Origin of the sequence: Bradyrhizobium sp. 31Argb (genome assembly GCF_043638955.1) — a bacterium.
Lineage (GTDB): Bacteria > Pseudomonadota > Alphaproteobacteria > Rhizobiales > Xanthobacteraceae > Bradyrhizobium.
Map to the genome: position 1 here is coordinate 1 of NZ_JBEGDB010000111.1, position 24,175 is coordinate 24,175.

A 24,175-nucleotide genomic window follows, 5' to 3' on the forward strand; every position below is an offset into this window, starting at 1 on the left:
ACAAAGCTCGCGCCAAACTCGGCCGCGCCTATCCAGCCACCCCCAAAGAGTCAAAATCACTGTGATAGACCACTAGGCCGGCTTCGGCTTGCGCGAGGCGACGAACACGCCTGACAGCACCAGCGCAAAGCCGATGAAGTGGAACAGTTGCGGATGCTCGCCGAGGAAGATGATCGACAACACGGTGCCGAACACCGGCACCACATGGAAGAACGGCGCCGTGCGGTTGGCGCCGATCAACTGGACGCCGCGGTTGAAGCAGAGATAGGCCAGCGTCGAGGGAAACACCGCGACATAGATCAGCGAGAGCAGGTTGCTCACGTTGAACTGCATCACCGGGCGTGCCAGCAATTCCCAGACCAGGAACGGTATCAGGCAGGCTGCGCCGCAGCCGAAGGTGAAGGCGACGAATGACAGGCCGTGGATCTCCGGTCGCTTCAGCGACAGCACCGAATAGATCCCGAAGATCGTGAGCGCCGTGATGAAGATCAGGTCGCCCTTGTTGAACTCGACCTTCGACAGTGCGGTGAGGTCGCCGTGCAGGATGATCACCAGCACGCCCGCAAGCGACAGCAGAACGCCGAATGCTTGCGCTGCCGTCAGCCGCACGCCGAGCAGGACCAGCGACCACACCGCGATGATCAGCGGCGCCGCCGATTGCAGCAGCAGCGTGTTCAGCGCCTGGGTATATTCGAGCGCCCAGTACTGCATGGTGTTGAAGACGCCGATCCCCGTCAGCGAGAGCAACACCATCAGGCCGAGACGGCCGCGGATCGCCGGCCAGTCCTGCTTCAGGTGCGGCCAGGCCCAGGGGAGGATCAAGAGGAACGCCAGCGACCAGCGCAAGAAGGAGAGCGTCACCGGCGCAATATGGCCGGCGGCGAGGCGGCCGACGATGGCGTTGCCGGCCCAGAACAGCGCGGTGAAGCTGAGCAAGAGGTAGGGCTGGTTGGCCAGCCAGTTGCCGGAGCCGGCGGGAGAGGTGGTCTCGGAAGCAGACATGCGTCGGGCCCGGTTCATGGCGCCGTGGCCCGCCCGGCGGTTTCACGCGCCGGGCCGGAATGTGAGAGGACCCGGCCGAGGCCACAGACACGGATTTTACGGCGACGGCAATGCTGTTGGCTGCATCTCGACCATGCGCGGGCTCTATCCCGGCAAGCCTGTCGGCTAGTTTCGGTGACTGCTTCGCGGGGCGCCGGCGCGCGGAGGGGCAGCGTCAGCCGGCCTCGCCGGAAGGATCGGCCTGGCGCTTGACGATCTGTGCGGTGAGTTCGATGAGGATCCGTTTCGTATCGACGTCATGCAATTCACGAAACAGCCGCAACAGGCGCAGCTCGAGCAGCGACTGCAGCGATGCGGAGCCCGGCTCGGGCAGCCGCCGCGCCCGGGCGGCGGCGCTGGTGGCGCGGCCGTTGAAGAGATCGACGGAGACGCCGAGCGCGCTCGCCACCTGGCGCAGGCGCTCGATATCAACCGCATCCCGGCCGTTTGTGCGCTCCGTCCGTGGCGGGGGCGGGGGCGTTGCTCCCAGCACTTCCGCAAGGTCGGACTGCGATAATCCGATCTCGCGCCACTTGGCCTGCACCAATTGATCGATGTACCCGTCGGTCGATTTGCTCATTGGGTTGCTCAGCCGATCTTGGAGCGTGTTTCGTTCACGAAGCCTGCGAACAGATTTACCAGTGGCTCCCCCTTGTAGGTTTTCTGCAGATCGTTGGGATGCACGAACTCGTCGCGGAACCACGGATACTTCCGGCCATCGAAGGCCTGGATGGTCCAGTCGATCAACTGCTTGACGCGCGGAATCCGCTTGGCGTCGGGGTGATAGGCAAGCCAGATGTCGAGCGAGAAATTGATGCCGATGTCGAGCGGGATCAAAGGCCCCGCGACCGCCGGCACATAGGTCGGCAGCCAGCCGATGCCGGCACCCTTGGCGACCGCCCAGACATGGGCGCTGCTGACATTGTTGCGCATGGCGACGAAGCCGACCTGCTCGCGGCCGGCATATTGCTCGTACATCTGCTGCGCGCGGGTCTGGTCGGCGTCCTGCAGCACGATGCGGTGGTTCTGCCGGATGTCGTCCTGGTCCTTCGGCATGCCGTAGATCTCGACATAGGACGGGCTGACGAACGGCATGACGTGAAGACGGCCGATCTTGACGCGCTTCAGGTCGGGCTTGTCGGGCTCTTCGAGCTGCACCGCGACGTCGGCCTCGAGCCTGAGCACGTCGGCGGAGCGCATCTCGCATTTGAGATCGACGAGCAGCCCCGGATAGACGCGCTGGAATTCGATCAGCCGCGGCGCGACCCAGAAGGTGCCGAGACCTTCGGTGATGGCAAAGCGCACCTCGCCCGAGAGCGCCGGCGTGGTCTGGCTCAGCGCGCGGTCGAGGCCGAAGGCGGCTTCTTCCATCCGCCGCGCCGCCTCCAGCACCTTCTCGCCTTCGGGCGTCAGCCGCACGCCGTCGACATGGCGGGTGATCAATGTCGTTTTATAGGCACTCTCTAGTTGCAGGATCTGCTTGCGCAGGAAATTGGCCGAAGCGTTCAGCTCGAGGGCTGCAGCGCGGAAGCTGCCGATCCGTGCAACCTCAAGGAATATCCGCACCGAATCCCACTGGGCGATGCGGCCCGGGGGGTGTGCACGGTGGTGAACACCCCTGCGCTCAGGTGAGTGCATACAAATCGCCTCGTTTGTCGCCTTTTAGCTTAACGGGAACACCCCTCTATTCTTGGCAGAAACGCGGCAAAACCACAACCGCGAGAGATGATCGATGACTGCTCTGGACCTCGATTTTATTCGCAAAGCCGCCACCAGGCGTCAGGGGGCGGGTCCCGCCCGTTCGCTCGACAAGATGACCATGCTGCGATTGGCGAAACGCACGGTGATTTTCACCGTCGATGCCGCCGGGATTGCGGCGCTGATGGATGCGGCGAGGGAAGATATTCCGGGACTGACCACCAACCGCATCGTTCAGACCGTCGCCAACCATAATCCGGATGCGTTCTGGGCGATCGCGCGGCGTGATCAGTTCGACATTGCCGCGCCGAAGGGCGAAGGTTTCCTCGCGGTGCTGCCGCTGACGCAGGAAGGCACGCGCCGCTTGATCGACGGACGGCTCGATACCAAGAATCCCGATCTCGCCTTCGTCACGCGGCAGTCGGAGCGGCCGGCGGGCATCTATGTCTGGTGCATCCACGCCAAGGGGCCGACGGTCGCTGCGATCCCGCTGGTGCTGCAGAAATTCTCGACCCCGCTCTACCAGGGCATCAACATCTATTCGCGCCCGATCACCAAGGAAGGCCTGCGCGTGCTCGAGCCGCTCGGGTTCACTCCGGGCGCCCGCTATGACGGATTGTTCGCGCCGCATCTGCAGATGCTCGATCGCTCGCACGAGATGCCGCCGCCGAAGCCGGTGCCGCCGGATCCGATTTCGGTGCGGGTGGTGCGCTCGATGGACGAGATGGCGCGCGTGATGGCGATCCGCAGCGCCGTCTACATGGGCGAGCAGCATTGCCCGTTCGAGGAGGAATTCGACGGCAACGATTTCTCCGCGACGCATCTGATCTGCCATCAGGGCCGCGAGCCGGTCGGCTGTCTGCGGATCCGCTACTTCGCCGATTTCGCCAAGCTGGAGCGGCTGGCGGTGCGCAGCGAAAGCCGCAGCAGCGGCATCGCCGGCCGCATCGTCGATGCCGCGATCGAGCTCTGCCGCAAGAAGGGTTACAACGTCCTCTATGCGCATGCGCAGAAGCGATTGCTCGGCTTCTGGGAGCAGCGCGGCTTCGAGCGCATGTCTGGCTCGCGCGAATTCGTGTTCTCCGATTTCGACTATGTCGAGGTCAAGCTTCAGACCGAGCGGCATCCGCAGCGCATCACCCTTGGCGAGGATCCTTACGTCCTGATCCGCCCCGAGGGACAGTGGGACGTTCCCGGCATCCTGGAAATGTCCGCTGGCCGCGGCCCGGCGGCGCAGCCGGCCGCGATGTGACCGCCATGGCCCCGGTGATCGACCTCAAACCCTATGTTGGCGCTTCCAACAGCCGGCTGTTGGTCATGGTGGACCTGCAGGAGGAGGCCTATTTCCGCGGGGCGGCGGGTTGCGCTGACGATCTCGAGCGCTCGCTGGAAAGCTGCAGGGCCGCGATCCAGCACGCCCGCAATGCCGGGATGCCGATCGCCTTCACGCGGCGGGCTGAAGGCTTGGATCTCGTCGACAGGAAGGCGCAGTCGCGCTGGATCATGGGTCTCGAGCCGAAGCGCGCGGACATGGTGTTCGAGCGCAGGCAGCCTTCCTGCTACGCCAATCCGCTATTCGAGGACGTCGTCTCGCGGATCGGCAGCTTTGCGATCGGCGGTCTGGCCGCGGAAGAGGTCTGCCTTGCCACCGCCATCGACGCTTCACACCGCGGCCATCGCGTCACCTTCCTGACCGATGCAGCCGCGAGCCGGCAGCGGCGCGATGCCGATCCTGGTTCAGTGCACCTTGTCGCGACGAAGGCGATCGAGTTGTTCGCCGACGTCGCCACCACCGCCCACTGGCTGGTCGCGACCGCGCAGCGGCCTCTGAGAGGGCATCGATATGGATGAATTGAGGGCCCGTCGCTTGCGTAACGTGATTCCGGTACTGACCGAACAGCGTAACATTCTGGTTTCCGGCGGGCTGTCCTTTGCCGGCCACCTCGTCGATCTCGCGATCATGCAGCTCCAGCTCTCGCTGCATGAGATATCAGAAGACGAACTGTCCGAATTCTCCGACGCTGTCAGCCTTAATCTCGTCAGCGGCGACCTCCAGGATTGATCGGGAGGCAGGGATGCCCCGCAGATGGATCGTGCTTGCCGTGCTGTTCGCGGCGCGCGCGGCGACCGGGTTTCAATTCCAGTCGGTCGGATCCACGACCAACTTCCTGATGCACGATCTGGCGCTCAGCTACGTCCAGCTCGGCATGCTGCTCGGCGCTTATCTGTTGCCCGGAATCGTCGTCGCCTTTCCGGCCGGCCTGATCGGCCAGCGCGTGCGCGAGACGACGCTCGGGCTCGGCGGGCTGGCGCTGATGGCGGTGTCGGGCGTCGCTCTGTCCTATTGCGACAGCTTCGCCGCTGCGCTGGTCGCGCGCGTGATCGGTGGCGTCGGCGCCACCATCGTGATCCTGGTCGCCACCAAGATGACGACCGACTGGTTCGCCGGCCGCGAGATCGTGCTGGCGATGTCGCTGTTGCAGATGAGCTGGCCGTTCGGCGCGATGCTCGCGCTGCCGGCGCAGACCTATCTGGCACAATCGCTGGGGTGGCCGGCGGTGATGGCGTCGAGCGCGATGTTGGCCCTGGTCGTGCTCGGCGCCTTCGCATTGCTGCCGCGGAGTCCCGTTCAGGCAGAGACTGCCGCCGCGGCCGCGCGCACCGGCCTGCCGGTCAGGACCCTGGTCCCGGTCCTGGTCGCGGGCGTCATCTGGGGCGCGATGAATCTCGCCTGCGTGCTGTTCTTCAGCTATGCGCCGCCATTGATGGTGGCGCACGGCTCGAGCCCGACGGGCGCGGCCTCGCTGGTCAGCCTCGCGATCTGGTTCACCATCATTGCCATTCCCGCCGGCGGCTATCTGGTCGAGCGGTCGGGGCGGCCGGTCGCAGCGATCATTGCGTGCGGACTTCTGGCGGCGCTAGCGCTGGCGCTGTTCGTCGCAAACATCCATCCAACGATCGCCTGCCTGGTCTTCGGCGTTGCCATCGGCCCATTGTCCGGCGCGATCCTGTCACTGCCGACGCGCGTGCTCGAGCCGCGCGACCGCTCGCTTGGCTTCGGCCTGTTCTTCACCTGCTTCTACATCCTGATGGCGATCGGACCTTCCGCCGCCGGCCGGCTGCAGGATGCCTGGGGCAACCCGTCGGCCGCGCTGATCGCGGGCGCCGCGCTGCTGGCGGCAATGGCGCCCTTGTCGCTGGTGTTCTCGCTGCTCTCGAAGCGCGGCGAGATGCTGACGCTCAAGCCCGCGACGGCCTGAGCGTCGGGTCGTAGACCGCTTACGCCGTCAGCGTCTGTACGATCGCGCCGACGGCCTTCACGGCATCGTCGGGCGCAAGCTCGATCTGCAGGCCGCGCTGGCCGCCATTGACGAACACGCTCGTCTCGTTAAGCGCCGCCTGTTCGATCGCGATTGGCACGCGCTTCTTCTGCCCGAACGGGCTGATGCCGCCGACATGGTAGCCGGTCAGCCGCTCGGCATCGGCCGGCCGCATCATCTTCGCGGTCTTGCCGCCGAAGGCGCTCGCGAGCTTCTTCATGCTGACCTCGCAGTCCGACGGCACCACGGCGCAGACCGGCTTGCCGTCGACCTCGGCCATCAGCGTCTTCAGCATCCGTTTGGGCGCCACCCCCAGCGCCTCGGCGGCCTGCAGGCCGATGCTCTCGGCGTCAGGATCATAGTCATAAGCGTGCAGGGTGAATGTCACGCCGAGCTTTGCCAGCGTCTCGGTGGCGCGCGTGCTCTTGGACATCTGGCTGGCTGTTCCCTTAAACCTTGTCCATGATCCGGCCCTGCCTTGCGGCGGCCACAAATTTTCCGGGGGTATCAAAGGCTTGGAGATCGTCGAAACGGCGCAAAAACTACCCTTCTTGCTTGCTTAAGCGTAGCGCTTCCTTTATCGGGTTAGCGACCTGTGTGCGAGCGGCCACCGCCGTGATTTCGGCCGGGCAGCTTAAACCATGATCCGGAAAGTTCGGCACCGCTTTTCCGCTGTGATCATGATCGAACCTTGAAGTGTTGCAGGGAACGCTTGCGAAATGGCCAATGTTGTCGTGGTCGGCGCCCAGTGGGGCGACGAAGGGAAGGGCAAGATCGTCGACTGGTTGTCGGAGCAGGCCGACATCGTCGTGCGCTTCCAGGGCGGTCACAATGCCGGCCATACGCTTGTCATCAATGGCGAGACCTACAAGCTCGCGCTGTTGCCGTCGGGCGTGCTGCGGCCGTCGAAGCTGGCCGTGATCGGCAACGGCGTCGTGTTCGATCCGCAGGCCTTCCTGGACGAGGTCGAGCGGCTGAAGGGGCAGGGCGTGGCGGTCAGCCCGGATAACTTACGAATCGCCGAGAACGTCACGCTGATCCTGCCGCTGCACCGCGATCTCGATGCACTTCGCGAATCATCCAACGCAGTGACCGCGATCGGCACCACCCGCCGCGGCATCGGCCCGGCCTATGAGGACAAGGTCGGCCGCCGCGCCATCCGCCTGATGGACCTCGCCGATCTCGACACCCTGCCGCACAAGATCGACCGCCTGCTGGCGCACCACAATGCGCTGCGCCGCGGCCTCAATCTCGAGGAGGTCGACGGCAAGGGCATCCTGCGCGAGCTGACGGCGCTGGCACCGAAGATCCTGCCCTATGCGGAAACCGTCTGGCGCCTGCTCGACCTCAAGCGCCGCGAGGGCAAACGCATCCTGTTCGAGGGTGCCCAGGGCGCTCTGCTCGACGTCGACCACGGCACCTACCCTTACGTCACTTCCTCCAACACGGTGGCCGCACAGGCGGCAACCGGCACTGGCCTCGGCCCCGGCGCGGTCGGCTATGTCCTGGGAATCTGCAAGGCCTACACCACCCGTGTCGGCCATGGCCCGTTCCCGACCGAGCTGACGGACGAGATCGGCGAGGAAATCGGCCGCCGTGGCAAGGAATTCGGCGTCAACACCGGCCGCAAGCGCCGCACCGGCTGGTTCGATGCGGTGCTGGTGCGCCAGACGGTGCGCACATGTGGCATCACGGGGCTGGCGCTGACAAAGCTCGATATTTTGGATGGATTCGATACCATACAGGTCTGCACCGGCTATAAGCTCGACGGCAAGGAAATCGACCACCTGCCGGCGGGCGAGGGTGCACAGGCCCGCGTGGTGCCGATCTATGAGACTATCGAGGGCTGGAAGCAGCCGACGGCGAACGCCCGGTCCTGCGCCGACCTGCCGGCGCAGGCCATCAAATATGTCCGCCGGGTGGAAGAATTGGTCGGCTGTCCGATCGCGCTTCTTTCCACCAGCCCGGAACGCGAAGATACTATTCTGGTACAAAATCCGTTCGAGGCTTAACGGGATATTACCTATATCCCACCAATTTGAATGGAAATGGCTGATTACTACCCGCTGATTGCCCGCGCCATCGCCGGATTGGACCCCAATGCTCCCGGTGAGAGCCGCCGCGCGCTTTATGAGCGCGCGCGGGCTGCGCTGATCCAGCAGCTCCGCGGCGTCCAGCCGCCGCTTTCCGAGTCTGAGATCACCCGCGAGCGCTTGGCGCTCGAAGAGGCCGTTCGCAAGGTCGAATCGGAGGCCGCCCAGCGCGCCCGCGAGGCCACCCGTCCTGGCACCGGTTCCCGCAGCGGCGACGCCTTCCGCCGCGCCACTGCCACCGCCGCCACCACCACCCGCCCGCCGGAAGGCGCTCCGGCCCCGGCAGCCACCCCGCCGCGCCCGCGCACTCCACCGCCGCCGCGTCCGCCTGGCGGCGAGGATCGCCCCCCGCGCAATCTCCGTGGCGAGGCGCCGCCGGTCACCCCGCGCCCGCCGGCGCCACCAACGCCCGATCCGCAGCGCCCTCCCGGCGCGCGCCGAGGGCCGGACAATAACGGTGCCGCGAACAATGGCGCGCCGCCGCCGGCGCCGCAGCCGCCGGCTCTGCGTGGCTTCCGCGATCTCGCCGCCGACGCCGACGATCTCGGCCGCGCCGCCGCGCAGGCGAACCGCAATGCGCGCAAGACCTACGCCAATGTGCCGTCTCCCTCGCCGGAGTTCGACCGGCTCGAGCCGAACATGGAGAATCGCGGCGCCGATCCGGACGCCCCCTATTCCTATGACGAGTCGAGCGAGGAAGCCGAGCGCTACCCGCAGGGATCGCAGCCGCGGGCGCGGACCGGCAATGGCGGCGATCGCAACGTCAAGAAGAGCGCGCGGCTCGGCTCGGCATTCCCGTTCAAGAGCGCGATTGCGGTCGGCATCATCCTGATCCTGGTCGGCGCCGGCATCCTCTGGGGCAAGCAGGCGGTCACGGTCGTGAGCGGGCTGCTCAAGTCGTCACCCTCGGTGGAGGCGCCGAAGGATGTCGCGACGCCCGCGACCAAGCCGAAGATTCCGGACCGCGTCGGCCAGCCGTCGTCCAGCGAGCCGGTTGCACCGGTGGCGCAGCGTGTCGTGCTCTATGACGAGGACCCCAGCGATCCCAAGGGCAAGCAATATGTGGGCTCGGTGATCTGGCGCACCGAACCGATCAAGGCTTCGGGCAACGCGGCACCCGACATCGCCGTGCGCGCCGACATCGAGATCCCCGACCGCAAGTTCAAGATGACGATGTCGTTCCGCCGCAACACCGACTCGTCCTTGCCCGCGAGCCACACCGCCGAGCTCACCTTCATCCTGCCGCAGGATTTCCCGAACGGCGGCGTCGGCAATGTGCCGGGCATCCTGATGAAGTCCAACGAGCAGGCCCGCGGCACCCCGCTCGCAGGCCTGGCGGTGAAGGTCACCGACGGCTTCTTCCTGGTCGGCCTCTCCAACGTCGATGCCGACCGCTCGCGCAACCTGCAGCTCCTCAAGGAGCGCTCCTGGTTCGACGTGCCGCTCGTCTACACCAACCAGCGCCGCGCCATCATCGCGATCGAAAAAGGCGCCCCCGGCGAGCGCGCGTTTAATGATGCGTTCGCGGCGTGGGGGGAGTGAGGGGAGTTCTTCCCTGGCGTCGGACAATTGTCGCCGTCGTGAGACAGGAGCGGCATTGCTAGAGCAGTGAGTGAGGCGCCATGAAACGCTACCTGATCTTCGCCGCTATCGGTCCGCTCATCGGTGGTCTCATTCTGCTGTTCGCGACCAGCTATCAGTCTGGTTATTGGAACGAGACCGGCGTGCACGAGGTCGGAAAGTTCTTCCTGGCTTTCGCCAAGACGCTGCAATACGCGTATCTGTTCGGCATCGTGCCGTCACTGATGCTGGCGGCGATCGACGACATCCTGATGCATGTGTGGAAAATCAATCCGTTTGCGCGGATGCTGACCATTGGCGCAATCGGATTCATCGCGGCCGAATTGCTCTACGGTTCGCGCGGCCCGGACTCCGGCGCGGTGCAGTTCATTCTGTATGGGCTCGTCGGCCTGGTGCCGGCAACGCTGTCGTCCTGGCTGGCGCACAAATACGCGGAAGAGCCGCAGCCGGCGACCACTTAACCGCTTTCGCCGTCATTGCGAGCCAACGGGGCGGCGCTACGCGCCGACCCGTTGGCTCGCAATGACGATGTGGCTGCTTTGGGTGCGACAATCAACCCGACGGGCAAATCAGCTAAAACCTTCGCCCAAAAATAGATCGCTTAACCCGTCGGCCACCGTCATGCCCGCCACCGGGTCTCGCCTTCGGCGAGCCCGATGACAGGCTCCGGCGGGCATCCGGTAACCGGCGGCTTCTCGACTCAAGCACTGCTGCCTCTGGAATACTGGATCGTCCGGTCAAGCCGGACGACGACAGCGGAAGCTGTTTGAAAGTTGTATTAGAAACCTCCCCGTCATTGCGACCCGTTGGCTCGCAATGACGGCGTCGTCCCGGCTTGAAGTGCGCGGTGATGTCTCGTCAGAACCGCCGATCGATGAAGACGACTATCTAACAGCCATAGGCTGCGATGCTTTATTGCAGGCCGTACTTATGCAACGCGACGATCATGAGGCGAATGATGCAGTCCGAGATCGTTTCGCCTCGCAGGCGCACTTGCTGCAGCCCCGCCAACGTTGCCTCGTTGACCGGTATGAGCCAGTTGCCGTTTGGCAGGCGCCGTCCGGTCGGGGCCCCAGCCGCACTCTCTATCAAGGCGCGGCACTCCTCGGTGATCTCAATATTCGGCATCGCTTTGATCGGAGTCCTCGCGGGATTAAAGCGGGCGGTGTTGGTCTGAGCCAACATCATAGCTCGCGCTGCGCGCGCCCCGGCAACTGCACATCAGAGAATCCATTTCACCGCATGCTCTGCTGTTGGATGGGTTCCGGGCTCGTCCTTCGGACGCCCCGTCTCGGAGAGGACGGCGGCGATCCTGGCGCGGTTCATGTTCAGAACGTTAGGCGGAACCGGGCGGACAGCCCGTTTTCCTCGGTGTGAGCGCCGAGCCGACCCGTATAGGAAAAACCCAGCGTGGCGTCCTTGCTGAGGGGGATATCGAGCCCGGTCTGGATGAGCGCGGCATCGCGGGCGATCGGCACGCCTGTCACCGTAAAGGCATCGGAGCTGACAAAGGCGTGGGTGGTCCACGGCGTGACATCGCCGAACGCATGCTGCCAGCCGAGCGTGCCGTGCAGATTGCCGCTGAACGATCCCAGACTGACGGGGAGTGCGCCACGCAGGCCGATCGTGGAATAGGTGACGTTCTGGGTCTCACCGCCGCCGTGCAGGCCGGCGGTGCCGTTCTCGTCATAGCCGTTCGTGTGCAGATTGACCCAGGCAAAGCCGGCAAACGGTTCAAGGGCGGCCCCGCCGGCATGGAAGGTGTAGCCGGCATCGCCGAAGATCTGCGTGGTGCGGGCATTGTAGGAGGTCTTGTCGATTTCGGCGAAATCGGGGAAGGCGACGTTGCGGCTGGTATCGATCGCATGCCAAGTGTTGGCCAGACCGAGATGCAGGCCGAGATCGTTGATCCTTGTGCCGGCATACGCGCCGATCGTGGACTGGTCGACGTCGGCCGACGAGGCGCGGCCATCGACGCTGTAGAATGAGCGGCCATAGCCGCCCATCACGCCGATCCGCCAGCCGCTGTCGATGAGCTTGTCGGCGCCGACGAAGAAACCACCCGCGGCGCGGTCGAGGCTGGCGGCGTTGCCGCCTCCGCCGCCGAGCCGGGCCCAGCTGCCATAGCCGGAACCCCAGACGGCGAGGCCGTCGCTGAGCTTTCGGACATTGTCGGCGGATGATCCGCCCGCCTCGCCGAAGGCGGCGAGCAGCCGGCCGGTGACGGCGTCGCGGGCAAAATGGCTGTCCTCGATCAGGCCGCTCTTCAGACTGGCATGGATCTCGCCGTCGAGAGCGTTGTAGGCGCCGCGGGCTTCGCCAGCGTCAAGCAACAGCAGCTTGTTGTAGAGCGCAAGCGACGAGCCGGATTGCGCCAGCGTGTCGAGTGCAACCGCGGTGCGGTACTGGTTCGCGGTGTGGGCAACCGTCTCGAAAATGGCCGGGTTGCCCGAGCCATCTGTGTTCGTTGGGGCCAGGGCAACGGTGAGATAGGCGCTATCGGCGGTGTAGCTGAGGCTGGTCGTGAGGAAGGCGGAGGAGATGGCGGAGCCGGCGAAGCTGCCGCTCACGCCAGTGCCGGCCCTCAGGATCGTGGCGGTCTGGCCTTTCTGGTAGCTGGCCAAGGGATCAAGTGTGGAGACCACCACAGTGCCGCCTTTAAGGGTGGCTCCGCCCGACACCGTGGTCAGGTCGCTGCCGGACCCGGCAACATCCACCGCATAGATCGCGCCGTTCTCGAAGGTGAGGTTGCCGTTGACAGTCAAGCTGCCGATCGTGCCCGCTCTGCCGGGGGCGAGAATGCCACCGCTGTTGATCGTCGTGGTGCCCACGCTGCCGGTGCCGGCGAGGGTGGCGCCGGCATTGACGATGGTCAGCGCACTCGAGGCGATGGAGCCATCCACGGCCAGGGTGCCGGCTGGAATCGTCGTGGTCCCCGTGTAGCTGTTGTCGCCGGTCAGGACCACGGTGCCCGTCCCACGCTTGGTCAGGCTGCCGGTCGATCCCGCGGCGTCGGCGAGATCGGCGTTCAGGGTGAAGGTGTCGGCGGCGGCGACCGCTTCGACGTTGAGGTTGCCTTGCAGGGTGACACCGCCACTCGCGGTGAGCGTGAGAGAGGTCTTGCCGCCGGCGATCAGGGCTCCGCCGCCGTCGACATTGGCATTGTCCGTTGCGGTTCCGCCGCGGAGCGTGGCGCCGTTTGCCAGCACGATGCTGCCTTCGGTGGTGATGCTGTTGTTGCCAGCGGCGACCAGGGTGGCAGTGCTGCCCAGGGTAAAGCTGGAAGAAGAGCCGTCCAGTTGGATCGCGCCGGCGGTCACCGTGGCGGCGGCGTTGGCTGAAGTGGCGTTGCTGACCTCGCCGGCGGCATAGAGGTAGAGCCTGCCGGCGACGACATTGAAGGTGGTCTGGCCGCCCGAGTTGGTGAAGACATTGTTGCCGCCGAGCTTCCAGGTGCCGTCGCCGGTTTGGGTGATGGCGAGGGTGCCGTTGGCCCTGCCGCCCATCGGATCGCGCATGTCCAGCACCCCTCCCGAGGCTACGCTCACATTGAGCGTGGCGGGCCCATTCAAGTAGATGGACGAGGCTTGTCCGCTGGCCGTATTGCCGGAGAAGGTGGAGGTCCGGCCTCCGCCGACCGTCAGATTGATCGTGCCGTAATCGGTGTAGACCGCGCCGCCCAGCGTGCCGGTCGTGTTGCCGAAGAAGCTGCTGTCGGCGATCGTCACCGTGCCGCTTGCGTCGAAAATGGCGCCGCCACCATGGGCGGCGTAATTGTTGGAGAAGCTGCTGCCGGTGATCGTCGCGGTGCCGTTGATGAAGATGGCGCCGCCATAGGTGGCCGAGTTGCCGGAGAAACTGCTGTCGGTGATCGTCACCGTATGGTTCGTTTCATTGAAGATCGCGCCACCGGCGCCGGCGGAATTATTGGAGAAGTGGCTGTCGACGATGGTTGCCGTGCCGAAGTTGAAGATCGCGCCGCCACCATAGGTGGTGGACGAATTGCCGGAGAAGCTACTGCCGCTGATCGACGCCGCGCCAGTGTTATAGATCGCTCCGTTCGCGTTGCCGGAGAAGCTGCTGTCGGCGATCGTTGCCCTGCCGGTGTTGTAGATCGCGCCGCCGGCACTGCTGGCGGAATTGCTCGAGAAGCTGCTGCCGGTGATCGACATCGTGCCGGCGTTGAAGATCGCGCCACCCTGACTACCGGCGGTATTGCTGGAGAAGCTGCTGTCGACGATCGTTGTTGTGCTGTCGGCGTCGCTGTAGATGGCGCCGCCATAGGAGGTGGCCGTGTTGCCAACGAAGCTGCTGTTGGCGATAACCGTGCGATAATAGTTGATGACTGCACCGCCGGCATAAGTGGCCGAATTGTTGGAGAAGCTGCTGCCGTAGATCGACATCGTGTCGGTGTTGAAGATCGCGCCGCCGGTGACGCTGGCGGAATTGCCGGAGAAGCTGCTGTCGACAATTATCGCCGTGGCGGAGGAGGTGATCGCGCTGCCGCTACGGGCGGAATTGCCCGAGAACCTGCTTTTGACGATCGTTGCCGTGCCGGAGTTGTTGTAGATTGCGGCGCTATAGAAGGCGGCGGAATTGCCGGAGAAGCTGCTGTCAGCGATTGTGACCGTGCCGGCGTTGAAGATCGCGCCACCCCGCTGTACGGTCGTGTTGTTGGAGAAGCTGCTGTCGGCAATCGTCGCCGTGCCGCTGTTGTAGATCGCGCCGCCATAGGTGGCCGAGTTGCCGGAGAAGATCACGGACGAGTTGGCCCCGGCATCGCTCAGATCGGCCCTGGCGCTGCCGATCGAGAAAGAGGCGCCGGAATTCACATAAATCGCTCCGCCACTCGCTCCGCTGCCGCTCACCGAGTATGTCAGCGTGCCGCCCGCATTTACATAGTTCGCCGTCGCGCCGGATATGGTCTGCATGGTCGAGACCGATGTGGGCGTGCTGACGGTCGTGGTGGCGTTGCTGGCCACGGCCTGGTTGTAGGCCGTCAGCGCCGCTTGCATCGCAGCGGTGTTGGTCGCGCTGGGGTTGCCCGCGTAGGCCACGATGGTGGCTTGCAGGGCGCTGGACGCGTCGCCGACCGCATCGGCCCACGCCAGCGACGGCGCAAGGCTCAGCAGCAGTGCAGCGGCCGAAACGCCCCACTTCCACTCAGAGCCGACCCGGCGGCGATGCCGGTGTCCGGGACGATCTTTCTTGCTGAGAACCCTGACCGGTTCCGACGCCTGGACGAGGCCAACGACTTGATTGAAGGCAGGACGGGAGGCGCGATTCATGGGCAGCGATCGACCGGTAAGCTGAAGTTGTTCAGCAAACACACGAGCAATCTGACGGCTACCCCCTGGTACGGAAAGCATGAAGTTTTGGACGGAATGCGAAGTTTTCGGTAGCAGTGCGTACGATCCGAACGCACGCCTCGCGGGTTGCACTTCATCACGCGGTGAGATGGTCTATGGTTAATGATTCGAACGATCGAGTGGAACCGCGCGCTTCCTCGCGGACATCTCCCGAATCGCCCTCACCGAAGCGCCCCGCGCGCTTCCTCTACGGAGAGCGAAGCAGCCTTGATCCCCGCGCGAACGGCGCCGACTATCTCGCGGACGCCAACCTGTTTCGTCGCAGCTATGTTCGAACCATCGGCGAATCCGAGGGGATGCCGCTCGACAGCACCACGGCATGGCTCGTCGGAAACAACGTCGCTTTCTACAAGCTGACATCCAATTCCTGCGTGGAGGCAAAGCGAACCGAAGCGGACGCCGCGGCCGACAAGATCGACGGCGTGGTATTCGACTACGTCCTGTCCGGAGAATATAGCGAGGAAACTGCAACCGATTTCGTCAGCCTGAGCGCCGGAGACCTTGGGATGGTCCAAAGCACGGTCGAGGTAACGGCGCGGTCGCGCCGGGTTCGCATGGCGACGATTTTCCTGCCGCGAACGCGTCTTGTCGCCGCACTCGAGACCGACCTCTCCGACGACCGCTTCATTCTTCGCTTTCTCAGTTCCGCTCCGCTGGCGCCCTTTATCGGCGCCCAGATGCGGTTGCTGTTCGAGTCCTACGGGAGGATGGACGCGCAGGACTTCGAGATCGTGCTGGAGGCGACGGCCGAACTCCTCATCCATCTGCTGCGCTGTGAGCTATCCCGGGGCGAGCAGTTTCAGGCACGACCAGGCAAGGAATTCATGCGGGCGATTGCCTACATCGAGGAGAACTATCATCGCGCCGAGCTGACGCCGGATGATATCTGGCGGGGCATCAACGTATCGCGGACCCAGCTCTACAAGCTGTTCTCGGAGAATGGCCTGACCGTGGCAGGATATCTGCGCGACGTTCGGCTGCGCCGTTTCGTCGATGCCTTGAGGACGACGGACGCGTCCGGAATCGGCCGCCTTGCCTGGACCTGCGGATTGGACATGCAGGCCGCCGACTTCACCCGTTTATTCAAGCGTGTCTATGGGATGACGCCTCGCCAGGCGCGAGCGGCTCTACAAGCTGGGCAGCCGGTCGTAACCAAGAAGGCTGGTACATAAATTGTAACAGTTCGCGTGGTCCCGTGCGGCGCTATGGATTGTTTCGCGGAGCCCGTCATCGGGCGGCGCTACGCGCCGACCCGCTGGCTCGCAATGGCGATGTGGATGCAACGGGTGCGACAAATCAACCCGACGGGCAAATCACCCAAAAGTCTGTCCAGCCCTCACGCAAAAAACATTCCGCTTTCGCCGTCGGGCAAATCAGTGATTTAACTCCGCGCGTCTCACCCGAGAGAGGGGCGGCTCGCGATCGTCACGAACGTTGCGGTGAGATGCGGTGGACGCGATGCGTGCGACTGACGAGCGCATGTAACGCGGACGGCGAAGTCGTGTGGTCCTGGCGCCCCGACGCTGGCGCTAAGTTTTTTGCGCGAAACAAGTTCGCGCGAGAGATGACGGTGGCAAGAAAGCCCGGTCACCGGGGAGAGCACGAAGGAAGCCGTAACACCATCGCGCAGGGAAAGCCGGAATGCTTCGGTTGAACCTGTGGTCCTACCCCCGTGCTTTTTGTTGCACGGGACCCACGGGTGCAACCAGCACCCGGCTTTCCCTGCGCCCTCTGTTCAATGAGAGGGTGGAACGAGACGCAAAGCTCGGACGCAAAGCGCCGCGAGAATGCGAACTCACATCCCTCACGCTGTTTGAAATTTGAATCCGAACTTGCGGCGATGCTGTAGGGTGGGCAAAGCGACTTGTCCGCCGTAGCTCAACGAGCGAAGGCGGAAGCGTGCCCACCATCCCGAGCACGGCGCTGGATGGTGGGCACGGCGCAAGTGCGCCTTTGCCCACCCTACAGCACTATCTAACAGTCCTAGGCTGCAATGCCCTATTGCAAGCCGCTCTTATGCAAGGTGACGATCATGACGCGAATGATGCAGTCCGAGATCGTTTCGCCTTGCCGCCGTACTTGCTGCAGTCGCTCCCATGTCACCTCGTTGACCGGTATGAGCCAGTTGCCGTTTGGCAAGCGCCGTCCGGTCGGGGGCTCAACCGCGCTCTCAATCAGGGCGCGGCACTCCTCAGTGATCTCAATATTCGGCATCGCTTGATGGAAGCCCTCGCGGGATTAAAGCGGTCGGTGTTGGCCTGAGCCGACAAGATCCACCAGTTAAATCGCGGCAATGCTTTTAACTGGTATCGCGAATGAGACACTGCTAACGACGGAATCACGGCGAGTGTGCGGCCCTGCCGCGAGGTGACAGAGCGGTAATGTGACGCAACTTGTACCGCGTCCTTGCGTTACCATCTGAATGCTCATGCCCGACGACATCTTCGTGCCCAACCGCGCCCGCTCGCAGGGCCCGTTCCGCGACGCCAGGCCGCGGGGGAAAATCATCGACCAGGACGGACGCGAGATTCCGGAAGCGGCGCTGCATCCGCAGTTCGAGGCGTTCCGGCTTGATTTCGAGACCGCCAATCCGTTCGGCACTCTTACCCGTGAGCAGCGGCTGGCGCGGCTCGAGGCGATCGCGAAACTGCTCGACGTCGCCTTCATCGTACCCGGCACCAAGATCCGCTACGGCATCGACGGCCTGATTGGTCTGATCCCCGTGGTCGGCGACATCATCACGACGGCGATCTCGCTGTGGCTGGTGCGGGAAGCGCGTGCGCTGGGCGCGCCCTGGCACATTACCGCGCGGATGCTCGCCAATGTCGCGCTCGATGGCGCGGTCGGCCTGGTGCCGCTCGCGGGCGACGCGTTCGACGTCATGTTCCGCGCCAATGTCCGGAACGTGCGCATGCTCAGGCGCTGGCTGGACAAGCAGCCGCGGCTATGAGCGCAAAAAGAGAAAGCCCCCGGATCATCCCGAGGGCTTTTCGCTTGGGTCAGGGACGGATTGGTTTAAGCGGCGTCGGCGTCGGTATTGGTCTGCACCGGGCGCGGACGACGCGGCAGCGGGAACGCCTCGCTGTCATAGAGCGTGCGGATGCCGTTCTGGTCGAAACGGGCTTCCTCGACCTGCAGGTAGGCGCCGTTCAGCGAATCCGCCGGCAGCTCTTCCATGGCATACTGCACGGCTTCTGCCGCGGTGCCAAAGCGCCGATAGGCGAAACCGGCCCGCTTCTTCTTGCGAATGGCGGCGGGAAAGAGTTCGGCGGAGGTGTTAAAGTTGAACGGACGCATAGGACGCATGGTCGACGACCTCTTACTCTTCTTAGCGATAGCGCGATTGGGGGTTGGGGACGGCACGCCACAACCGGCGGCGCGCCGCACATGTCATTTCGTCCCCTAATATAGGCTTATTTGACAAAATTGCGACCCCTGAACGGTGCCGACAGACCTCATGATGAATCCGCGCATGGCAGTAAGGAAACTAGAATAAGCTGAATTGAATCAATTGATTAGCTGAGTTCCTGCGCACCCGGGCCCGCCGGAAGGAAAGAAATCTGAGGTGATCGGCCGATGTCTCGTCCGTGCATTATTCCGCGGCGCGGCGAAGGACGGGCGGAACGACGGCCTGCAAGGATTGCACGCATCGCGACGCGTTGACGTGGCCGGCAGCCCATAAGGCGCGACGTGCAGGGGCGAAGGCTTGTGCGGGGCGCGCGGCGCTTTAAAACTGACAGCAACAACAGAGCGACCGGTCATCGCGACGCCGGTTCGCGAGGAAACGTCAGGAACGCCCGAGGATCATGCTCAAGGAAGCCGCAACCTACGACGAGCTCACCCGCAACTTCCGCTGGGACGTCCCGGCGCGCTTCAACATGGCGACCGCCTGCTGCGACCGCCATGCCGACGGCTCGGGCCGGCCCGCGCTTGTCTATGTCGACGAGGACGGCACCCAGACGCGCACCACCTTCGACGAGGTCGCGGAGATGTCGCGCCGCTTCGCCAATGTGCTGAAGGCCGACGGTCTTCAGCACGGCGACCGCGTCGCGGTGTTCCTGTCGCAATCGCTCGAATTGCCGATCGCGCATCTTGCCGCCTTCCGCTCCGCGATGATCTCGATCCCGCTGTTCGCGCTGTTCGGCGAGGATGCGCTGGAATTCCGGCTGTCGAATTCCGAAGCGAAGGCGATCGTGACCGACGCGGCCGGCTGGGAGAAGTTGGCGAAGATCCGCGACCGCCTGCCCGAGTTGAAGAACGTCTATGTGGTCGGCGAGGAAGTCCCCGCAGGCACCAGGCCGTTCTGGCCCTCGCTGCGTGCGGCCTCGCCGGAGTTTGCGAGCGTCGACACCTCGGCCGATGATCCCGCACTCATCATCTACACGTCGGGCACCACGGGTAACCCGAAAGGCGCGCTGCACGCGCACCGCGTCGTGCTCGGCCACCTGCCGAATGTCGAGATGTGCCACAACTTCCTGCCGCGGCCCGGCGACCTGATGTGGACGCCCGCGGATTGGGCCTGGATCGGCGGCTTGATCAACGGCCTGTTCGCGTTCTGGTACCACGGCATTCCCATGGTTGGCCATCGCGCCCGCAAGTTCGAGCCGCAGGCGGCGATGCAGATGATGGCCGACCTCGGCATCCGCAACGTGTTCCTGCCGCCGACCGCGCTGAAGCTGATGCGCCAGGCGGGCGTGAAGAATTCGGGCGTGAAGCTGCGCAGCATCTTCACCGGCGGCGAGTCGCTCGGCGGCGAACTATTGGGCTGGGTGCGCGACACCTTCGGCATCGACGCCCATGAAGTGTTCGGCCAGACCGAGTGCAACCTTGTGATCGGCAGCAATTCAAACCTGTTTCCGATCCGCCCGGGTTCGATGGGCAGGGCGACACCCGGCTTCGACGTGCGCATCGTCAATGATAGAGGCGAGGAACTGCCGCGGGGCACGCGCGGCATCATCGGCGTGCGGCAGCCATGCCCCGTCACCATGATCGAATATTGGCGCAATCCGGAGGCGACCGCGAAGAAATATGCCGGCGCGTTCCTCCTGACCGGTGATCTCGGCGTGCAGGATGAGGACGGTTATTTCTGGTACGTCAGCCGCGAGGACGATGTCATCACCACCGCCGGCTATCGCGTCGGCCCGTCGGAGATCGAGCACACGCTGATGAAACATCCGGCGGTCGCGATGTCGGCCGTGGTCGGCATTCCCGATCCGATCAGGACCGAGTCGATCAAGGCCTGGATCGTGCTCCGCGCCGGTTATGCCCCAAGCGACACGCTCGCCCGCGAGATCCAGGACTTTGTCAAAGTGCAACTCGCCGCCCACGAATATCCGCGCTTCGTCGAGTTCGCGGAGTCGTTGCCGATGACCGCGACCGGCAAGGTGCTGCGCCGCGAGTTACGGGCGCGGCGGTAACGTCGTAGCCCGGGTGGAGCGAAGCGCAACCCGGGACGCCTGTCTCGGCTTTGCGAGCGGCCCCGGGTTACGCTGGCGCTCCACCCGGGCTACGGGACCGTCGCGACTTACGGCGTCGCGATTCCCAATTCCTTCAGCGCCGCCAGCATCCGTGCCGGCGGCTGCATCTGGATGACGAGGGCATTGCCGGTTTCCAGCAAGCTCTTGAGGCTGGAGAGGATCGCGGGCCAGCCGGCGCGGCCGCCGGAGAGGATATCGTCGCTGAGCGGCCGGTCGTGCGATTGCAGGAGCGTCAGCTTGACCGCGTCGCCGGCCAGCTCGATCTCATAGGTCACGAGCGTCGGCCCCAGCTTTTCCACCAGCGCCGGCCAGTTGACGTTGAAGGTCACCGTCAGCTTCCGCGCCGGCTCGCACTCGATCACCTCGCCGGTGATGTGCGGCGCGCCATCGGGCGTACGCACCATGAATGCGCCGCCCACGCGGAGATCGACCTCGACCGCGTTGCCGGAAAAATACTTCCGGCTGAACTCGGCACTGGTCAGCGCCTCCCAGACCTTCTCCGGTGTGGACGCGATGTAGATCGTGTAGACGATCGCCGGCTTGAATTTCTCGATATTCATGTCCTCTCGAATCCTCCGATAGATTTTCATTTCTATTCGAACCCTTCGATCTCAAGCGCACGAGGCGGGATCGCCAACACTTTCCCGGTCTCGAGCAGGGTCTTGAGCCCCGAGAGGATCGCCGGCCATCCCTTGGAAATGCCATCGAAGAGCTTGCTGCCTTTGGCGAAGCCTTCATGCGTCACGGTCAGCTTCACGAGGTCGCCGTGGGGCTCGATGGTGAAGGTGACCTTGGTTGGCGACTCCTTGCGCATCTCCTCATCGAGCTGATGCTTGAAGGTGTAGGCGAGACGCCGCGGCCGGTCTGCCTCGAGGATTTCGCCCACATCCGTCGTGGTTCCGTTCGTGACCAGCGCGAACGGGGAGCCCACCTTCCAGTCGGATTTCACTTCCGTGTTGAACCAGTAACGCCTGGTGAACTCGCTATTGGTCAGCGCCTCCCACACTTTGTCGGGCGTGGTCTCGATATAGGTGACGTATATGAATTCCGGTTTGGACATCTTGAAACCTCCCGCGAAGCTACTCGCCGCTCTTCCAACGTCGGCGCGTCATCGGCATTGACGCGCCGGTCTCCAGCAGCGTTTTCATGCTCGACAGGATCGGGGGCCAGCCGGCGCTGACGCCGCGCAGCATCTCGTCGTCGAGTTCGCTATGCACAACCGTCAGCCTGGTCGAGCCGAACTGTTCCTCGATCGTGAAGGTGACGCGGGAGACCTTATCGGGATCGCCGAGATTCTCCGGCCGCGCCCAGCTCAGCACGAGCCGGTGCGGACGCTCGCTCTCGATGACGGTGCCGGCGATCGCGACCTTGGAGGGATCGTCGTAATCCTCATGCTGCCACTTCGCGCCCTTGCTCCAATCGGAGCTGTTGCGATGCCTGCCCCAATAATCCTTGGTCATCTCCGGATCGATCAGCGTATCCCAGACCTTTTCGCAAGAAGCTTCGATATAGATCACATAGACGAATTCCGGCTTACTCATCGCGCTCCTCCAGTTGCCGTTTCAATTCGCCGAGCGCGACCAGCTTGGCGCGCTCGAATTTCCTGATCCACCGCTCGCCGATCTGATGGATCGGAACCGGGTTGAGGTAGTGCAGTTTCTCGCGGCCATGCTTGAACGTGGTGACGAGATTGGCCTGTTCGAGAATCGCAAGGTGCTTGGTGACCGCCTGCCGCGTCATGGCGAGGCCTTCGCACAGTTCGTTCAGCGTCTGTCCGTTTCTGGCGTGAAGCCTGTCCAGGAGCGACCGCCGCGATGCGTCCGCCAGCGCTTTGAAGACTTCGTCCATGTGCGCCACAATAGGCAACCAAATGGTTGCATGTCAAGCGCGACGTCATCGAGCAGTCGGATGGCGCAGCGCTTCGCTCTTCTTATCGGGTGTGGCTTGCGCTAGAACGGGGACACCCGAGTTCCCGCTCCGAGCAGTTCCGCCATGTCCCTGCAAGCCTATCTCGCCTACGTCGCCGCCTGCATTGCGCTCGCCTTGCTGCCCGGCCCGATCGTCACGCTGGTGATCGCCAACGGCCTGCGCCACGGCACCCGCGCGGCGCTGACCAATGTGCTGGGCGCGCAGGCGGGACTGGCGATCGTGATCGGCGTCGTCGCCGTCGGTCTCACCTCGCTGATGGCGACCATGGGCTACTGGTTCGACTGGGTGCGCTTTGCCGGCGCGGCTTACCTGGTCTGGCTCGGCATCAAGCTGATCCGCTCCCCGGTCGAGGACCTGAGCGCGGATGAGCCGCCACCGCCGCCGCGCGGCGGATTCTTCCTGCAAGGATTTCTGGTGCTGCTGTCGAACCCGAAAGTGCTGGTGTTCTTCGGCGCCTTCATTCCGCAGTTCGTGGACCTGAACAAGGATCACCTCCCGCAAGTGGCGCTGCTCGGCGTGACCTTTATGGTGACGGCGGCGATGAGCGACATGATCTATGCATTGCTCGCCGGCCGCGCGCGAAAATTCTTTTCCAAGCAGCGGACGCGCCTGGTCTCGCGCGTCTCGGGCGGCTTCATGATCGGCGGCGGCATCTGGCTCGCGTTGACGCGGGCGCGCTAGCGCGCCTTGGACTTGACGAATTCGAATCTGCGAATCTGTTTCCGAGTTTCACGCGGGTTCCCCAGCCCGGCGGATCGAGGCGAGCGGTGACGGCTGTCGCGTGCCTTGATTGACACCATCGTATACTTGTCCTCGCGTGCGGTTAGGGCGTGTTAATAGGCGGCTAGTTCCATCGGCAGAGGGCGTGCCGCCAGGTGTGCGTGAGCAACTGCTCCACCGGACGGAGCGCCGTAGATCCGCGAGCGGACAACGGAGCAGATCGAGCGGTGGGGGTGAAGGTCGAGGTCGCTACCTTGCAGCAACGCGCCAACGAAGGTGAGGCGTTCCAGTTCGGGCCGTTTCGTCTGGCCGTGTCCGAAAGGCTGCTCATGAACGGTGACGTTCAGGTGTCGCTGGGCAGCCGCGCGCTCGATGTCCTGATTGCCTTGGTGGAACGGGCAGGGGAGGTCGTGAGCCACCGGGAATTGATCAAGCGGGTCTGGCCGGATGTCATCGTCGAAGAGGCCAGCCTTCGGGTTTCCGTTGCAGGGATCCGCAGAGCGCTCGGGGATGGTCGCGACGGTGCACGCTACATCACCAACCTTCCCGGACGCGGATATTGCTTTGTTGCACCGCTCCAGCGCTTGGTGCAGGGCGGCCAGTCCACGGCTACGCCTGTCGGGCGTGGCAGGATCCAGACCCTGCCTGCGCGTTTGCAGCGGATGGTTGGTCGCGACGAGACTGTCGAAGCTTTGCGCTTGGAACTAATGTCCCGGCGGTTCGTCAGCATTGTCGGGCCTGGCGGGGTCGGAAAAACCACGGTGGCTGTCGCCGTCGCGCATGGGCTGGCGGACGAGTTCCGCGACGCGGTCTGCTTCGTGGACCTCAGCGCGCTGCAGGAGCGCGCGCTCGTTGTTCCGGCCGTCGCTTGAGGGTGTCAGTAACTCAGTGTAAGATGGTTTCTGTGAGTTTACCTTTGACAGGAGACTCACATGGCTACGGATTTT

General features: G+C 64.2%; 24 protein-coding genes. 12 read left to right on the forward strand and 12 right to left on the reverse strand.

Annotated features, from left to right (window positions below):
• Positions 1-72: 72 nt before the first annotated feature.
• The 3 genes from AAFX91_RS21440 to AAFX91_RS21450 all read right to left on the reverse strand — a co-directional run bounded on the left by AAFX91_RS21440 (position 73) and on the right by AAFX91_RS21450 (position 2,679).
• Positions 73-1,002: a DMT family transporter gene (locus tag AAFX91_RS21440; RefSeq protein WP_394567779.1), complete on the reverse strand. Its 930-nt coding sequence runs from the start codon at positions 1,000-1,002 to the stop codon at positions 73-75.
• Between the two features lie 214 nt (positions 1,003-1,216).
• Positions 1,217-1,621 carry a helix-turn-helix domain-containing protein gene (locus AAFX91_RS21445; RefSeq protein WP_394567780.1) on the reverse strand — a complete coding sequence of 135 codons (405 nt, stop codon included), beginning with the start codon at positions 1,619-1,621 and terminating at the stop codon, positions 1,217-1,219.
• An 8-nt stretch (positions 1,622-1,629) separates the two neighbouring features.
• Positions 1,630-2,679 carry a LysR family transcriptional regulator gene (locus AAFX91_RS21450; RefSeq protein ID WP_028163817.1) on the reverse strand — a complete coding sequence of 350 codons (1,050 nt, stop codon included), beginning with the start codon at positions 2,677-2,679 and terminating at the stop codon, positions 1,630-1,632.
• A gap of 94 nt (positions 2,680-2,773) precedes the next feature.
• On the opposite strand from AAFX91_RS21450, the gene AAFX91_RS21455 reads away from it, so the two are divergent.
• From AAFX91_RS21455 to AAFX91_RS21470, 4 genes are read left to right on the forward strand one after another with little or no spacing between them, the layout of a single operon-like run.
• Complete coding sequence (locus AAFX91_RS21455) at positions 2,774-3,991, forward strand: GNAT family N-acetyltransferase (protein ID WP_394567781.1); 1,218 nt, start codon at positions 2,774-2,776, stop codon at positions 3,989-3,991.
• A gap of 5 nt (positions 3,992-3,996) precedes the next feature.
• Positions 3,997-4,590: a cysteine hydrolase family protein gene (locus AAFX91_RS21460; protein WP_282529743.1), complete on the forward strand. Its 594-nt coding sequence runs from the start codon at positions 3,997-3,999 to the stop codon at positions 4,588-4,590.
• The gene (locus AAFX91_RS21465; RefSeq protein WP_130579376.1) at positions 4,583-4,801 is read left to right on the forward strand and encodes a hypothetical protein; all 219 of its coding nucleotides are present in this window, start codon (positions 4,583-4,585) and stop codon (positions 4,799-4,801) included. The genes AAFX91_RS21460 and AAFX91_RS21465 overlap by 8 nt, the downstream gene beginning before the upstream one ends.
• A 13-nt stretch (positions 4,802-4,814) precedes the next feature.
• Positions 4,815-5,999 carry a CynX/NimT family MFS transporter gene (locus AAFX91_RS21470; protein ID WP_394567783.1) on the forward strand — a complete coding sequence of 395 codons (1,185 nt, stop codon included), beginning with the start codon at positions 4,815-4,817 and terminating at the stop codon, positions 5,997-5,999.
• A 19-nt stretch (positions 6,000-6,018) separates the two neighbouring features.
• On the opposite strand, the gene ybaK is transcribed toward AAFX91_RS21470, so the two are convergent.
• Positions 6,019-6,492 (reverse strand): Cys-tRNA(Pro) deacylase, encoded by a 474-nt coding sequence (gene ybaK / locus AAFX91_RS21475; protein WP_394567784.1) that lies wholly within the window; start codon positions 6,490-6,492, stop codon positions 6,019-6,021.
• A gap of 286 nt (positions 6,493-6,778) precedes the next feature.
• Here ybaK and AAFX91_RS21480 point away from each other — a divergent pair, with 286 nt between their 5' ends.
• The 3 genes from AAFX91_RS21480 (at position 6,779) to AAFX91_RS21490 (ending at position 10,194) form a co-directional block, all read left to right on the forward strand.
• A complete protein-coding gene (locus AAFX91_RS21480) occupies positions 6,779-8,071 on the forward strand; it encodes an adenylosuccinate synthase (RefSeq protein ID WP_394567786.1) in 1,293 nt (430 codons plus the stop codon).
• 36 nt (positions 8,072-8,107) lie between these two features.
• The gene (locus AAFX91_RS21485; protein WP_394567787.1) at positions 8,108-9,694 is read left to right on the forward strand and encodes a hypothetical protein; all 1,587 of its coding nucleotides are present in this window, start codon (positions 8,108-8,110) and stop codon (positions 9,692-9,694) included.
• Between the two features lie 80 nt (positions 9,695-9,774).
• Positions 9,775-10,194, forward strand: coding sequence for a DUF5413 family protein (locus AAFX91_RS21490; RefSeq protein WP_394567788.1), 420 nt, complete (start codon positions 9,775-9,777; stop codon positions 10,192-10,194).
• 451 nt (positions 10,195-10,645) lie between these two features.
• Here AAFX91_RS21490 and AAFX91_RS21495 read toward each other — a convergent pair whose 3' ends face one another.
• A complete protein-coding gene (locus AAFX91_RS21495; RefSeq protein WP_394567789.1) occupies positions 10,646-10,918 on the reverse strand; it encodes a hypothetical protein in 273 nt (90 codons plus the stop codon).
• A 143-nt stretch (positions 10,919-11,061) separates the two neighbouring features.
• Positions 11,062-15,021, reverse strand: coding sequence for an autotransporter domain-containing protein (locus AAFX91_RS21500; protein ID WP_394567790.1), 3,960 nt, complete (start codon positions 15,019-15,021; stop codon positions 11,062-11,064).
• A 377-nt stretch (positions 15,022-15,398) separates the two neighbouring features.
• On the opposite strand from AAFX91_RS21500, the gene AAFX91_RS21505 reads away from it, so the two are divergent.
• Positions 15,399-16,274, forward strand: coding sequence for a helix-turn-helix domain-containing protein (locus AAFX91_RS21505; RefSeq protein WP_207234653.1), 876 nt, complete (start codon positions 15,399-15,401; stop codon positions 16,272-16,274).
• An 826-nt stretch (positions 16,275-17,100) separates the two neighbouring features.
• Here the strand turns inward: AAFX91_RS21505 and AAFX91_RS21510 are convergent.
• Positions 17,101-17,316: a hypothetical protein gene (locus AAFX91_RS21510; RefSeq protein WP_130584061.1), complete on the reverse strand. Its 216-nt coding sequence runs from the start codon at positions 17,314-17,316 to the stop codon at positions 17,101-17,103.
• A 208-nt stretch (positions 17,317-17,524) separates the two neighbouring features.
• Between AAFX91_RS21510 and AAFX91_RS21515 the strand changes: the two genes are divergently transcribed.
• On the forward strand, positions 17,525-18,052 hold the full coding sequence (locus AAFX91_RS21515; RefSeq protein WP_282531110.1) for a DUF4112 domain-containing protein: 528 nt from the start codon (positions 17,525-17,527) through the stop codon (positions 18,050-18,052).
• 65 nt (positions 18,053-18,117) lie between these two features.
• On the opposite strand, the gene AAFX91_RS21520 is transcribed toward AAFX91_RS21515, so the two are convergent.
• Entirely contained in the window at positions 18,118-18,408 is a 291-nt protein-coding gene (locus AAFX91_RS21520) for a hypothetical protein (protein ID WP_394567791.1), read from the reverse strand.
• Between the two features lie 500 nt (positions 18,409-18,908).
• Here AAFX91_RS21520 and AAFX91_RS21525 point away from each other — a divergent pair, with 500 nt between their 5' ends.
• Positions 18,909-20,519, forward strand: a complete 1,611-nt coding sequence (locus AAFX91_RS21525; protein WP_394567792.1) for an acyl-CoA synthetase — start codon at positions 18,909-18,911, stop codon at positions 20,517-20,519.
• 107 nt (positions 20,520-20,626) lie between these two features.
• Here AAFX91_RS21525 and AAFX91_RS21530 read toward each other — a convergent pair whose 3' ends face one another.
• From AAFX91_RS21530 to AAFX91_RS21545, 4 genes are read right to left on the reverse strand one after another with little or no spacing between them, the layout of a single operon-like run.
• A complete protein-coding gene (locus AAFX91_RS21530) occupies positions 20,627-21,139 on the reverse strand; it encodes an SRPBCC family protein (protein ID WP_394567793.1) in 513 nt (170 codons plus the stop codon).
• A 32-nt stretch (positions 21,140-21,171) separates the two neighbouring features.
• On the reverse strand, positions 21,172-21,639 hold the full coding sequence (locus tag AAFX91_RS21535) for an SRPBCC family protein (RefSeq protein WP_394567794.1): 468 nt from the start codon (positions 21,637-21,639) through the stop codon (positions 21,172-21,174).
• A 19-nt stretch (positions 21,640-21,658) separates the two neighbouring features.
• On the reverse strand, positions 21,659-22,120 hold the full coding sequence (locus AAFX91_RS21540; RefSeq protein WP_394567795.1) for an SRPBCC family protein: 462 nt from the start codon (positions 22,118-22,120) through the stop codon (positions 21,659-21,661).
• Positions 22,113-22,427, reverse strand: coding sequence for a helix-turn-helix transcriptional regulator (locus AAFX91_RS21545; RefSeq protein ID WP_130581284.1), 315 nt, complete (start codon positions 22,425-22,427; stop codon positions 22,113-22,115). The genes AAFX91_RS21540 and AAFX91_RS21545 overlap by 8 nt, the downstream gene beginning before the upstream one ends.
• A gap of 144 nt (positions 22,428-22,571) precedes the next feature.
• Between AAFX91_RS21545 and AAFX91_RS21550 the strand changes: the two genes are divergently transcribed.
• Together AAFX91_RS21550 and AAFX91_RS21555 are read left to right on the forward strand one after the other, a co-directional pair.
• Positions 22,572-23,189, forward strand: coding sequence for a LysE family translocator (locus tag AAFX91_RS21550; RefSeq protein ID WP_130581283.1), 618 nt, complete (start codon positions 22,572-22,574; stop codon positions 23,187-23,189).
• 272 nt (positions 23,190-23,461) lie between these two features.
• The gene (locus AAFX91_RS21555) at positions 23,462-24,100 is read left to right on the forward strand and encodes a winged helix-turn-helix domain-containing protein (RefSeq protein ID WP_394567797.1); all 639 of its coding nucleotides are present in this window, start codon (positions 23,462-23,464) and stop codon (positions 24,098-24,100) included.
• The last annotated feature ends 75 nt before the right edge of the window (positions 24,101-24,175 follow it).